This window comes from Acetobacter farinalis, assembly GCF_011516935.1.
GTDB classification, from domain to species: Bacteria; Pseudomonadota; Alphaproteobacteria; order Acetobacterales; family Acetobacteraceae; genus Acetobacter; species Acetobacter farinalis.
Map to the genome: position 1 here is coordinate 1 of NZ_WOTF01000029.1, position 12,604 is coordinate 12,604.

Here is a 12,604-nt window from a genome sequence, read left to right on the forward strand (position 1 = left end):
ACCTTGTGGGATGCCGCCGGATCAGTCCTGGATGCTTTCACTCCTGACGAATGCGCCAACTTCTTTACAGCCGCTGGATATGAGCCGGAATAAAGTGGACGTGCTCTAGCACCTCGGAAAGATCGGGAACGTGCCCAAGAATATGGACACGGTCGCTGGCAAGGCGCCGAATTTCTTCCGGCATCGCGCTGCCAACAAGATGGCAGATGATATCCGGCGCCTGTTTCCACACCAGCGGCATGATCTCGTCGACCAGCCAGTGAGCAGCATCAACGTTGGGCGCATGAGCAAAATTGCCGATAAAGGCGATGCCTGTACGTTTCTGGAATCCCGGGACACGTTTCCTGACACGGACAGCCCATGGTGCATGCACAACGGTGGCAGATGGCACGTCCCGGCACAGCAAATTTTGCTCAGCGAGAGAATGGGTTAGCACGACGTCTGCCTTGCGGGCCATCTCATATTCGGACGCTTTCAACCGGCGTGCCGTTGCGAGCAGTTCGGGGCGTCCCTCAATGACAGCCTGACGGGCGACGCGAATATGATGCAGATCCGCTACCGCATAAACAACCCGGGCCCGGCGCTGGGTCTGGCGAACAAGGGTCATGTAACACGATGCCACATGTTCCCGATGGAGGTAAACAACGTCGTAGCTGTTGGCATGCCGCGTCAGAACCTCTTCCACCGAATTATAAAATGGCAGGGTGCAGAGCATGACATCCGGAACAGGGAAGGGAGCCCGCGTTCCCATCCCGTCAGCGGCGACAAAGGTCACCTGATACCCCAGAGTTTGCAGGGTTCGGACATGCGACAGAACAGCCACTGATCCGGCGTCCCGCTGGCCGTCCGGCAGGGCGCTGTCGATGACCAACGCTTTCGGGGCTGGGGTGACGGGTTCAGTACATCCTCGTCTGGTGAGTTGCCGGTTCAGCGCCATACGGGTGTGGTCTGTGGCTGTCTCTGCTCGCACCTGCTTCAGGCGATCGACCTGCTCCAGCAGGAAGGACAGGACATGGTTCTGTGTCTCGAGGCTTTCTGCCGACGAGACTGCGGTCTTCACCGCTTGCTCCAGATCTGGATCAAAGCTGTCTGCTTGCGGCAGAACAGTAGGCGCGCCCAGCAGAGAGCCATTGACGGCCCAGCGTATCTCGATGGTGTGCCGCGTCAGCGGAGAGAGGGGCGGGAGCAGAAGAAGGTCGAACCCGCAGCCTTCAGGACCCTGTCCAGCCTGCAACACATCGGGGCGACGCCCGTTTGCGACCGTGCTGGCACGAAGCTGCCCATTGACCACGATCTGAAGGGGTGCGGGTACTTCGGGGGTGGAGGGGTTGTAGGCCCAGCCTGCAATCCGGTCCCGCGACACGAGATCAACCCAGCCGCGAAGAGAGTTCGGAGAAGCGGGGTGAGTGGTTCGAGTTTCGGTCTGCGTTTCAACCACAGGTTCAAGGCCCCTGGGAGCATGTCCGAGCTGACCTGTTCCGTGCAGTGGCTGAACATCAATCATATGGCGCTGGTGCGGAGACAGGCCACCGGGAACAATGAACCGGAAACCACACGCCATCCCGACATCCTGTCGTGTCAGATCGGCCGTGATGGCCCCAATACAGATGCCATTATTCAGAATGCGCAGAAGAACAGGTTCGGCGCTGTCAGACCACCGCGCCCATCCCCTGATTTCCGTGTGGGTCACAGCATCCAGATAGCCTTCCAGATGTCTCGAACCTGACGATTTTTCCGTGTTGTCTGGCCCATCTGTCTGGTTCAGACGGTTTCGAATAGTTTCAAGAAGAACACCTTCTTCAACCCGCGGGGCGCAATATCGAGCCGGTTTTTTCTGGGTGTCGGGATACAGCGCAGCGTATTCCGGGGCATTGTGGAACATGCCGCGCGAGGAATCATCGACAAAGCTTTCCGCAGGTGCGCCTTCGGCCAACAGGATATCATGGCTCTCCAGTTCAACATGAAAATACTGGACACGATCAACCCGTTCCGCCTGCCGGATGGTCTGGCCGTTGACCAGCAGAACCGCCGGAATCAGGACGTCATCGATGAACATTGCATGCAGCGGGGAGACCCAGAGATCGCGTCGTGGCAGGTCGTTGCCCAGAGACCCGGCTGTAAAAATGACAGGTAGAACAGAGGGGTTTCGGGAGGCAAAACGTCCGGAGTAGCTCCGGTGGCCAATCCAGTGGATGGGGCGTGTCTCCCCGGATGCTGTCATAACCCGGTCACCAATTTGCAGCGCTTCTACGGGGATATCGCCATGATCGGTGGTGATCAGGGTCCCGGCGCAATAACAGGGTGTGCCATCATCAACCTCCAGGGTGGCCAATGTGCCGCCATGTCCATCGCTCGAGAGAACGAAATGCTCGCCTGTATACTCACCGTCCAGTGTCACGGATGAGGTGACACCCCCGGCAGTGACGTCCAGAATAGGGTCACCCACGATCTGGGCTGTTGCAGTATCGTCCCAGTTCAGAGCAGAAAAATCGAGACTGCCACCCTCTTCAATCGTGACGCCGTCCGCAGGAATGGAGTCAACGTCGAGGCTACCACCGCTTGCGACAGTCACATTCGTAAATGTGGCTCCTGATTGCAGAGAAAAAGAGGCTCCCTGCCCAAGGGTCACACCTGTAACGGTCGCCCCTGATTCAATCAGCATGCCGCCGTTCTGCTCAAGCGTGACATTTCTGATAATTGCCCCGGAATCAACCCGCATGCTCCCGCCGCGCAGGGTCGCATCGTCTACTGTCCCGGCAACTTCGATGTATCCTCCATCCGTCAGGAGAACGGTATGGGCGGTACCCCCCTGTTCGATGATTCCCCAGCCGGTACTGGTAAAAGTGGCGTCTTCCAGAAGACCGCCATAGGCTTCGAGAAAGCCGTTTTCGTCGTCATCCCCGGTGACGGTCACGCCTGAGGCAAGGCCGCCAGCGCTGATAGTGAGGTCGCCCTGATCGACAAGGGTATTGAGGGCTGTGCCGCCGTTCTCAACCCATAACTCTCCATCATCTCCAAGCTCAGTGTCCTGCCACACGGCACCATTCACGATGTGAACATCCGAACTGACGAGATGTGTTCCTGACGATGAGGCTGACGTCACCTTGGCCATTACACTGAAATCCTTCCCGGGCGGACCGCAACGAGGCGCGGTATTTCTCAGGAAAGATTAGGTGGGGAGTTGTAGAAAAACAAGCGGAAACACGTACAATTTTTATTGTGTGAGTTTTCGTAGATCGAATAGCGCACTTATCCTCGTGGCAGACCGCCAAACCAGACCACTTCTCCGACAACCCTCAGGCTTTGAATGTCTTCTGCCGACAGGTCCTGCGGCGGGTAACGATCATTGTCAGCCAGAACGCGTATGCCGCCACCCAGGCGCAGGTCAAGGCGGCGCAGCATGACGGTCTCATCGACTTTCAGGGCATACAGTGCGCCGCCCTGAGCCTGGGTCGAGGCCGTATCGATCATGACGATATCTCCATGGAGCAGGGTCGGTGCCATGGCGTCGCCTGTGACATCTGTCAGGCGGAGTGCTGCGATGGTCGGGCGCGTCAAGGTCGTCTCCAGCCAGCCTTTGCCGACCCGCAATCCTTCTTCCCGGTCATCCAGCCAGGGGATGACAATTTGGTGGCCACCGCGTTGCAGGGCGGGGCGAGAAGGGGATTGGCTCAGGGGTGTTTCGCCAACGCCATAGGCAAGCCAGTCCAGCGTTACGCCGCAGACTCGTGCCAGGGAGGCAACGGCAGAGAGCTTCATCTCACTGCCGTTCATGTAGTCACGTAAAGTTGTGTAAGGCACGCCCGCAGCCTTTGCGGCATGTGTAATGCCAATGCTCTGGGCAGCCTGACGCAGCCGTTCCCCGCGCTCGCGCATCAGTTTGATCTGCTCATCCATGAGCTTGCGCTTTCTGGGTCGGGGCGGTGACATGCGAACGCTCCATAACGGAAAAGTTCGTCATTATACGACGAAGCGCTTGCATGTATAGTCGGGGAGCTGTAAGTTCCATAGAGGGCATATGAAGCGGGTCTCCGTGTCTCATGGGCCTGTTCTCGCATGAACAGCGCGATCTGTCGAAGGGTTTGTCATGTCTCATGAAGCGCCTTGCCTGTCCTCCGTGCCGCTCCGGGATCGTCGGCTCGAAGACCTTCACGCCGGATTGCATGATGTCATGCGGCTGGTGGAACTGGAGCATCAGGTCCTCCGGGGGCGGCTTGATACGCTCAGAGCCGATACGGATGGTGTGAAAACCCTCGAAGGCGTCATTGTTCTGGGGAGCGTGGTGCATCAGAAACTGACACACCTGCTCGCGCTCTGCCGTGACGCAGGAGATTTGTAAGATGTCGTTCCTGATCTCGTCGCTGTCAGGGGTGATCCGTTCGGCTCCCCGCCTGAGTGCCTTGCTTGCTGTCGCCGGCGCAGGCGGCCTGAGTTTTATTCTGTTCTCCGGGCCGCATGGTGAAACCCGCGATTTGCAGAAGGTGCTGATTGAGCGTCATCCTCAGGGCATGCGGTCCTGCATGCTGTTACGCTCTGGTGCGGGGATAGACTTTCGTGAATGGTCCAATAAACGGTTCTGGATGCAGTCGTCGCCCTGGACGACTCCCACGGCCCATCCGTTTCTGTTTCATGCCGGACCAGCAGACGAGGCACCCTCGGATCTTGTGACGGATCTGACGCAGCGTGGTGTTCTGGAACGGCATGTCGTGCCAGTCACATTCAAAACGTCCGGCGCAACGAAAGAGGCCGTATTTTACACGACATCCCGGAATAATCAGGATTTTAGCTATACGCTGCGCCAGCCCGGGCGCCTCTTCGACGGGTATATTCCGATTGCGACTCTGGCCTATCCTGAACAGGTGTCGAAGAAAGGGGAGGAAGAACGTGATGAACCATTGCTGCTTCATCCCTATCTGATCAGTGAGGTTGATGGGGTCTGTGTCGGTCTGACGCTCCGCAGGATTGTCGATATCCGGCATCCGGAGCATGACCCGACCGGACGGGAGATCATTACGGCGACGGCTGTGTATCGCAGCGATGGCCCGAAAGACTGGATGCGGACACCTGTCTTTCGACGCATGGCGGGAACATTTGCCGGGCTGGAGGCCGGGGCTGAAGTGCGCCACCATCTGATCTATCGCAAAGGGACTGATGGCCTGACGCTTTTTGCCGAGCAGCCGGAAGGATGAGTGTCATGCGCGTTCAGGGCGTTTCCCTCAAAGTTTGTCTGGTTGCCATGAGTTGTCTGGCCTGCGCGTCGCCGAAACGGAGTTATGCCGCTTCAGATGCTGAGGCGGCCAAGGCAGCTGATGCCATATTGGAGCAGGTTCGCCATGATCCGGCAGATCGTGGAGAGATCGAAAATGGCGACAGTCGGCGGGTCTGTCTTTCTATCGGGTCAGAGGCCTTTCTGAGCCTTTCTGCCTATCCGCGTTCGATAGATGTGGCCAATCGGGTTGAGAAAGGCATTGAACCTGGAGAGGGGTATAATGCCTCCACACAGGGCGTGTTGTTTGGGGAAGGGCCGCGTAATGTGGAACCAGGTCCTTTCATTCAGGCGTTGATGGACGCTGGTCTTGTGCAGAGGGTTCCTGTGACCTGGCGTGTTCATGCTCAGCATCCTGCAATGCCAACTGCAGCGCAACTCGGGCTTCATGACCTCGACGATAATTCGGAACCGAAGCCGGACGAAGGTCCGCCGGGTCAGGAAGAAACCACGCAGCATTTTGCGGGGGATCTGTTCCTGGCCCCAGGTCCAGAAGCCATGGCGATCTTTGACGGACCTTCAGAGGACCAGAGCGTACAAAATAGTCTGAAGGCACCTCCTCTCGCTGGAGATACCGCGCCGTCCGGGGTGCGGGTGCCAGCGCGGTTCTGTTACGGTCTCACAGCCCAAAAAGTTCTGGAATATGGTCCGTTGCAGTCTGTGGCGCCAGAGCATGACCGGATAACGGTCGTTCTGCTCATGATACCAGAGGGGGCACCGACCTGGGCACAGGATCCTCGTATCCTGCAGGTTCTGCAAGGCCATTTTGTGGTGCCTCAGGATGTTCGCATCGGTACCTATGACAGCTATGGCGATGGCTGGCACAAAAACAACCTGACTTTTCTGAAAGACCTTGCTGAATCAGGGCACGTGACCGGAGAGTGACAAGCGTTCGAGTAACGTGTCTCGATGTTTTGCGCGTTTGAGAAAAATCAGAGTTAAAGCACTTTTTTTATAATAAGGCGTCTCTGGAAAGGGTATTTCATGAAGAAGGTATTTGCGGGGCTTTCTGTGGCCGTGGGTCTGGCTGTTGGCCTGCCGCAACAGGCACATGCTGTGAACTGGCAGCAGCTCGCCGATGCAGCAGCATCGCATGCGTACGGCAATGAGCAGGGAACGCAGCCCGGGAGGGCGGCGACATCAGCTGATGCACCGTTCTTTGCGCAGACGCAGGGAATAAAATTTGCCAAAGGGTCTTTTTATCCTGCTGACCCTGCGTCCGATCCAGATGCTCAGGCGCTCGAAAAGGCTCCCCGTATCGTGGATGTCAGTTTCGGGCCGTCACAGCCGCATGTGACGGTGCTGATCGCCTATTCCAGTTATTATGGCGCCGTGGGGACGCATATTGCGCTGACTGACGCGCAGCACAAGGTGCTGTGGGAGAGTGAGGCGCCAGAAATCCGTATTCTGCCGACAGAAAATGCAGGTGTGCATGATTTTGCGTCTGCACTGTCCTACCCCGGGTGGGTCATCAACAGGTGGCAGCCTGCTTCTCATACATGGAGCAAATTCACGTCGGTGGGCACGCCGTTCTGACCAGAGATCTGGCGTATGACGATGCTGAGACTGGTGGGTATCCCCGCATGATCATGAACGTGGCCTGCGACCGTAAATGAGATCGATAGTCTGAGCCAATAACGGGAAATGACGTCACAATGACACCATTTCCCGCCCTGTCATCGTTCCTGACGGTGTCATGACACTTCAAAACTGCTGTCATGAGTGGCGTCATACGGTGTGGCAGTAATGGAGGGGACTGTCCGGGCCGTAAAAATGGCCGCCTTTTCCCTTTTATGTCCCGTTTTTGTCTCTTTTTCGTCCTTTCGGGGGTATGTGAGGGCACGCTACCGCAATTTCATATGCATGCTGCGCAAGCACATGAAATCGCTGCGTTTTTTCTTCTTTTCTCTCGTTCTATCGCATTTAAAAATGCTCTCCCTTAACCCATTGTTTTGAAATGGTTTTCTGAAGAATAGTATTTGGTCTGGGTAATTCATGGATGGTTTTGTGTCTGTCCTCACGATTACGCATATCCGCTAATGCCCCATGGGAAGCGATGTGTGTGGTCTTTTCCTCCCTCTCTTTGGACGACAAGGATAAAAGTCATGTCTCATTACCCGCTTTCCGACCTGTTTCCCGTCACCGATGACGTTGTGCATGCAGCGATGGAACTTAAAGCCCTTCATGTTCTGGAGGGTGTTCTGCTGCTTGAGATTCTTGGCGGTAGCGAAGCTGCTTTTGAGGCTCTTGAGGGCCTGGTCATATTGCATCGCGACATGGAACGTCGTTATGGCCGCCTGGAACAGTTTTTGGCGGCTCCAGTGACGATGAAGCAGGCAGCCTGACCTCTTCAATCACACCCTATCCTACCAAAAACCTTTTCCTGGCTCCGCTTCACGCTGTGTGATCGGAGCCATTTTTTCAGGATGCTCCCTCATGACAACGGACTATCGTTTCGATCCTCTTCAGTTTCCGATGCCTGCCAGGACCGGTCTTTTTCCGCGTCGGGATATTGACCTCTATGCTGAGCTTTCGGCCCATGTTGGCGTCTGTGTCCATGGATTTATGCTGGCAGATCTTGGGCGAAAGGCCTGGGATCTGCGCAAAAAATACTGGCAGCCAGGGGAGGGGGCATGGGCGGCCTTTCGTGAGGCTGTGCACCAGTGCTATTCGCACCTGCCTGTCGAGGAAAAGCTCGCACAAGACGGTCATGAGTTTGATTCCCTTTACGAATTGGCCGTATACCGACGCCTCAAGTCCATGCTGCCATCGACACTAAAGCTTGACATTCATCCTGCTGTGAAGGGATGCGCTTTTCAGGAAGAAGCTTTTGCCGATTTCAAAGTGAGTTCGGCCCAGTCTGATAAGAGCTGCTTTATCGAAGTCGTCGGTCTGTTTGACCGGACATTTACAGCCTACTCTTCCACGCAGAAGGAGCGAAAGGACGAGACCTTACGGCGACTGCATCGCTATCCAACTCATCAGCGCCCAATTCTCATTTTCAAGGACATGGTCTGTGATCCTGAACAGGTTGTGGGGGCCCTTAGGCAGGCTATTGAGGCTGTCGCGGAAGACGGGCTGCGAACTGCTGCCTGACGGGGGCTTGCCGAATGACGCCATGATGACACCTGATTTTGGGTGTCACTGCCTGAAAAGTGGCGTCATGACATCAGAAACATGCTGTCATGCTCGTGTCATGACTGCTGTCACTGAGAAGATGGCAACAGATGCGAGAAAGCCCGAGATCAAGGAAATGCCAGAAAACAGCTATTTCCTTTGGTATCCTTATGGTCGTTGCCATCGGCAGATGAGGGCACGCTACCTCAATTTCGTACGCACCATGCTGGGATGCGTATGAAATTGCTGGTTTTTTCTTTTCATTCTATCGCATTTAAAAATGCTCTCTTCTCCTTCAAGAGATTGCTAAGAATAGAATGTTTATCTGGCGGCTTGGAGTATGTTGTCTGCAGTCCCATGTGAAGAAGGACTGGATAAGAGGACTGTTCCCATGATTCCGCTCTCAATTCTTGATCTGGCCTTCATCAATGAAGGGAGTTCTGCTGCAGATGCGCTACATCGCAGCGCAGACCTTGCTGTGCATGCAGAGAGTTTAGGGTTCCGTCGCTTCTGGCTTGCGGAACATCATGCAATGCCCGGTATCGCGTCTGCTGCGACCGCTGTGGCTATTGGGTATGTTGCGGGAGCGACGAAAACTATTCGGGTGGGGGCAGGGGGTATCATGCTGCCCAATCACGCACCGCTTGCTGTCGCCGAAGCGTTCGGAACATTGGACTCTCTCTATCCCGGTCGGATCGACCTTGGGCTGGGGCGGGCTCCAGGCTCCGATCAGGCGACCATGCGGGCACTGCGGCGTGATCCGGGCTCTGCTGATCGCTTTCCCCAGGATGTTGCGGAACTGCTGCATTATTTCGAGAAACCCCAACCGGGTCAGACGGTGTTTGCTGTGCCGGGAGCCGGGCTGAATGTGCCCGTCTGGCTGCTCGGCTCTTCCCTGTTTTCTGCGCATCTGGCCGCAATCATGGGCCTGCCGTTTGCATTCGCAAGTCACTTCGCGCCGGATCTGATGGAAGAAGCTCTGGCACTTTATCGCCAGCGTTTTGAACCGTCAGAACGTCTAGAGAAGCCTTATGCCATGCTGGCCGTCAATGCGATTATTGGAGAAACACCAGTCGAGGCGCAGCATGCAGCGACTTCGCTGGAGCAGCATTTTGTCGCGTTGCGCCGAGGGCGCCCAACGCAATTTCCAGCACCTCGCGCTGTGTCATGGAGCGAACAGGAACAGGCTCTTATCGACAGAACCCTGCGTTATACGTTTACTGGAACGGCAGATGTCGTGGCCGCAGGCATCTCCACTTTCATAAAACAGCATCAGCCCGACGAACTCATGATCGGCGCACCCCTTTTCTCACAGGCCGCGAGGCGGGCAACCCTTACCGGGATTGCGCAGAAGCTGATAGATCATCAGTCAGTGGAAGTTTCGTGACTTTATCACCAGATGTTCGGGTCTGGGTTCCTGCAGGTCTATGCCGACGTTTTGCAAAGAACGGTTCCCGACGTCCGCCAGTAGGCCGGAGAGGTCGGTGATCTCCTTCGCCACCAGATGTACGACCTCACCTTCTTTCTGGAGCATGCCTTTCACGGCAAGCATCTGGCCACTAAGTACGACGCGCCGGTTCGCATCAAACATGTCCGGCCAGATGATGACGTTCATGTTGGCTGTCTCGTCCTCCAGCGTCAGGAACACCACGCCTTCTGCGGAGCCTGGCCGCTGCCGCACCAGTACCAGCCCCGCCACGGTGAGACGCTTCCCATCTTTCGCGGCCAGCGCCTGCCGACAGGACATGATGTCCCTTGCCTGAAGATCCTCGCGTAGGAAGGTCAGCGGATGATCCCGCAGGGTCAGGCCAAGCCGGTTATAATCGCGCACCACCTCGGCCCCATCGCGCATGGGCTGCAGCAGCACGTCTGGTTCCTCCGCTTCCCGTGTCACCTGCGCTGCCGCGAACAGCGGCAGCGGTTCATCGCGCAGAGCCTTGATCGCCCAGAGCGCCTCGCGTCGTGCCAGCCCGAGCGAAGGACGGAACGCGTCGGCCTCAGCCAGATGGGTCAAGGCTGACGCTTTCACACTTGCGCGTCGCCACAGATCATCGACCGAGGTAAACGGACATGACGCTCGAGCGGCAACAATTCGGGCCGCATCGTCATTGGCCAGCCCCTTGACCAGACTCATACCCAGTCGCACGGCGAACATCCCGTCTGGTCTTTCCGGTCCTTCCAGTGTGCTGTCCCAGCGCGAGGCGTTGATGCAAACGGGCCGGATTTCCACGCCCTGTTCCCGCGCATCGCGAACCAGTTGCGCGGGTGCATAGAACCCCATCGGCTGGGAATTCAGAAGTGACGCCAGAAACACATCCGGATGGGTGCATTTCATCCAGGACGACGAATAGGCCAGAATGGCGAAACTGGCTGCATGGCTCTCGGGAAATCCGTAAGACCCGAACCCTTCGAGCTGCTGATAGATCCGTTCTGCAAATTCTTCCGGGTAACCGTTGGCCCGCATGCCTTCGATCAGACGTCTCTGGAACTGTGAGACGGTGCCGGTATTTTTGAACGTCGCCATGGCCCGACGCAGCTGATCAGCCTCGGCGGCAGTAAACCCCGCACAGATCATGGCGACCTGCATTGCCTGTTCCTGAAATAGGGGAATACCCAGTGTTTTCCTCAGAACCTTTTCCAATTCCCGGGTGGGATAGTTTTCCGGTTCGATCCCTTCGCGCCTTCGGAGATACGGATGCACCATATCGCCCTGAATTGGTCCGGGCCTGACGATCGCGACTTCAATGACGAGGTCATAAAAGACGCGCGGTTTGAGCCGTGGCAGCATGGACATCTGGGCACGCGATTCAATCTGGAACACACCCATCGTATCGGCCTTGCGGATCATGGCGTAGGTGCGCGGATCCTCCGCCGGAATGCTCTGAAGCGTGAAGTGCTGGCCCTTGTGGTCCGCCAGCAGGTCGAGCCCTTTTTTCATGCAGGTCAGCATGCCCAGGGCGAGGATATCGACCTTCATGAATTTCAGGACGTCGATATCATCCTTGTCCCATTCAATGATCTGACGGGCTTCCATGGATGCTGGCTCGATGGGCACCAGTTCATCCAGCCGGTCATGGGTCAGCACAAAACCCCCGGGATGCTGCGACAGATGGCGGGGCACGCCAATCAGGCACTGCGCGAGATCCAGCGTCAGGCGGATGCGCCGGTCTGACAGATCAATGCCGCTGTCAGTCAGGGCGTTATCGTCCAGTTTGCGCCCCCAGCCCCAGATCTGACCTGATAGCGTGCGGATCAGATCTTCCGGCAACCCCATGACCTTGCTGACGTCACGCAACGCTCCCTTGGCGCGATAGCGGATGACCACTGCCGTCAGGGCCGTCCGGTCGCGACCGTAATGCTCATAGACCCACTGGATGACCTGTTCACGTCGCGTATGCTCGAAATCCACGTCGATATCCGGTGGCTCGCCCCGCTCCTCGGAGACGAAGCGCTCGAACAGGAGGGAGTTGCGGGCCGGATCGATGGCGGTGATGCCGAGCACGTAGCAGACGGCGGAATTGGCAGCCGATCCACGGCCCTGACAGAGAATGCCCTGGGAGCGGGCATAACGGACGATGCTGTTCACCGTCAGAAAATACGGCGCGTAGTTCATCCGCCCGATCAGGCTGAGCTCGTGGTTCAGGCTCTGGCAGACCTCATCCGGAATGCCTTCTGGATAGGTGCGGGATGCGGCCTCCCATGTCAGGGTTTCCAGCGCCTGCTGGGGTGTCTGACCGGGCACGGACACTTCATCGGGATACTGGTAGGCCAGATCGTCAAGCGAGAAGCGGCAGCGCTTCACGATATCCATGGTCCGGGCCACCGCTTCTGGATAGCGCACGAACAGCCTGGCCATCTCCTGCGGTGGCTTGAGATAACGGTCTGCGTGACGTTCGCGGACAAAACCGGCCTCATCGATCGTGGTGTTGTGGCGGATGCAGGTGACGACATCCTGCAGGATACGCCGGTCATGGGTATGGAACAGCACATCATTGGTCACGACGGTCGGCACTCGCGCCTGATGCGCGAGGTTCGCCATTTCATACAGCCGCATCTGGTCGTTAGGACGGCGCAGCAGGGTGAGCGCCATGTAGGCCCGGTCGGCAAAGGTGGACTTGTAACGGTTTTGTGCCGGTCAGAAGTGATTATGCCACTCTTGCTTCGAAAGCGAGAGGGCTGATGCCACCCAGATATGAATGGCGTCGACGTGGATTGTAGAAA

At 57.0% G+C, this 12,604-nt stretch carries 11 protein-coding genes; 8 read left to right on the plus strand and 3 right to left on the minus strand.

Annotated features, from left to right (window positions below; all coding sequences use genetic code 11):
- Window positions 1-64: 64 nt before the first annotated feature.
- Both GOB82_RS12330 and GOB82_RS12335 read right to left on the minus strand, forming a co-directional pair.
- On the minus strand, window positions 65-3,112 hold the full coding sequence (locus tag GOB82_RS12330) for a Hint domain-containing protein (protein ID WP_166123523.1): 3,048 nt from the start codon (window positions 3,110-3,112) through the stop codon (window positions 65-67).
- 137 nt (window positions 3,113-3,249) lie between these two features.
- A complete protein-coding gene (locus tag GOB82_RS12335) occupies window positions 3,250-3,930 on the minus strand; it encodes a LexA family transcriptional regulator (protein WP_166123525.1) in 681 nt (226 codons plus the stop codon).
- 157 nt (window positions 3,931-4,087) lie between these two features.
- Between GOB82_RS12335 and GOB82_RS12340 the strand changes: the two genes are divergently transcribed.
- The 8 genes from GOB82_RS12340 (at window position 4,088) to GOB82_RS12375 (ending at window position 9,770) form a co-directional block, all read left to right on the plus strand.
- A complete protein-coding gene (locus GOB82_RS12340; protein ID WP_086640254.1) occupies window positions 4,088-4,339 on the plus strand; it encodes a hypothetical protein in 252 nt (83 codons plus the stop codon).
- 1 nt (window position 4,340) lies between these two features.
- On the plus strand, window positions 4,341-5,189 hold the full coding sequence (locus GOB82_RS12345) for a hypothetical protein (protein ID WP_166123527.1): 849 nt from the start codon (window positions 4,341-4,343) through the stop codon (window positions 5,187-5,189).
- Window positions 5,190-5,194: 5 nt separating this feature from the next.
- Complete coding sequence (locus GOB82_RS12350) at window positions 5,195-6,151, plus strand: hypothetical protein (protein WP_166123529.1); 957 nt, start codon at window positions 5,195-5,197, stop codon at window positions 6,149-6,151.
- Window positions 6,152-6,250: 99 nt separating this feature from the next.
- Window positions 6,251-6,802, plus strand: a complete 552-nt coding sequence (locus tag GOB82_RS12355; protein WP_166123531.1) for a hypothetical protein — start codon at window positions 6,251-6,253, stop codon at window positions 6,800-6,802.
- A 569-nt stretch (window positions 6,803-7,371) separates the two neighbouring features.
- Window positions 7,372-7,611 carry a hypothetical protein gene (locus GOB82_RS12360; RefSeq protein WP_166123533.1) on the plus strand — a complete coding sequence of 80 codons (240 nt, stop codon included), beginning with the start codon at window positions 7,372-7,374 and terminating at the stop codon, window positions 7,609-7,611.
- 91 nt (window positions 7,612-7,702) lie between these two features.
- Window positions 7,703-8,362, plus strand: a complete 660-nt coding sequence (locus GOB82_RS12365) for a hypothetical protein (RefSeq protein WP_166123535.1) — start codon at window positions 7,703-7,705, stop codon at window positions 8,360-8,362.
- Between the two features lie 22 nt (window positions 8,363-8,384).
- Window positions 8,385-8,624, plus strand: coding sequence for a hypothetical protein (locus GOB82_RS12370; RefSeq protein WP_166123537.1), 240 nt, complete (start codon window positions 8,385-8,387; stop codon window positions 8,622-8,624).
- 150 nt (window positions 8,625-8,774) lie between these two features.
- The gene (locus GOB82_RS12375; protein WP_166123539.1) at window positions 8,775-9,770 is read left to right on the plus strand and encodes an LLM class flavin-dependent oxidoreductase; all 996 of its coding nucleotides are present in this window, start codon (window positions 8,775-8,777) and stop codon (window positions 9,768-9,770) included.
- Here the strand turns inward: GOB82_RS12375 and GOB82_RS12380 are convergent.
- Window positions 9,753-12,473 carry an error-prone DNA polymerase gene (locus GOB82_RS12380; RefSeq protein WP_242007406.1) on the minus strand — a complete coding sequence of 907 codons (2,721 nt, stop codon included), beginning with the start codon at window positions 12,471-12,473 and terminating at the stop codon, window positions 9,753-9,755. The two genes, GOB82_RS12375 and GOB82_RS12380, sit on opposite strands and share 18 nt — an antisense overlap.
- Between the last annotated feature and the right edge of the window lie 131 nt (window positions 12,474-12,604).

Bases quoted from the DNA above. Each gene is read 5' to 3' on its own strand.
- GOB82_RS12330 (WP_166123523.1), bottom strand. From the start codon at position 3,112: ATGGCCAAGGTGACGTCAGCCTCATCGTCAGGAACACATCTCGTCAGT.
- GOB82_RS12335 (WP_166123525.1), bottom strand. From the start codon at position 3,930: ATGTCACCGCCCCGACCCAGAAAGCGCAAGCTCATGGATGAGCAGATC.
- GOB82_RS12340 (WP_086640254.1), top strand. From the start codon at position 4,088: ATGTCTCATGAAGCGCCTTGCCTGTCCTCCGTGCCGCTCCGGGATCGT.
- GOB82_RS12345 (WP_166123527.1), top strand. From the start codon at position 4,341: ATGTCGTTCCTGATCTCGTCGCTGTCAGGGGTGATCCGTTCGGCTCCC.
- GOB82_RS12350 (WP_166123529.1), top strand. From the start codon at position 5,195: ATGCGCGTTCAGGGCGTTTCCCTCAAAGTTTGTCTGGTTGCCATGAGT.
- GOB82_RS12355 (WP_166123531.1), top strand. From the start codon at position 6,251: ATGAAGAAGGTATTTGCGGGGCTTTCTGTGGCCGTGGGTCTGGCTGTT.
- GOB82_RS12360 (WP_166123533.1), top strand. From the start codon at position 7,372: ATGTCTCATTACCCGCTTTCCGACCTGTTTCCCGTCACCGATGACGTT.
- GOB82_RS12365 (WP_166123535.1), top strand. From the start codon at position 7,703: ATGACAACGGACTATCGTTTCGATCCTCTTCAGTTTCCGATGCCTGCC.
- GOB82_RS12370 (WP_166123537.1), top strand. From the start codon at position 8,385: ATGATGACACCTGATTTTGGGTGTCACTGCCTGAAAAGTGGCGTCATG.
- GOB82_RS12375 (WP_166123539.1), top strand. From the start codon at position 8,775: ATGATTCCGCTCTCAATTCTTGATCTGGCCTTCATCAATGAAGGGAGT.
- GOB82_RS12380 (WP_242007406.1), bottom strand. From the start codon at position 12,473: ATGGCGCTCACCCTGCTGCGCCGTCCTAACGACCAGATGCGGCTGTAT.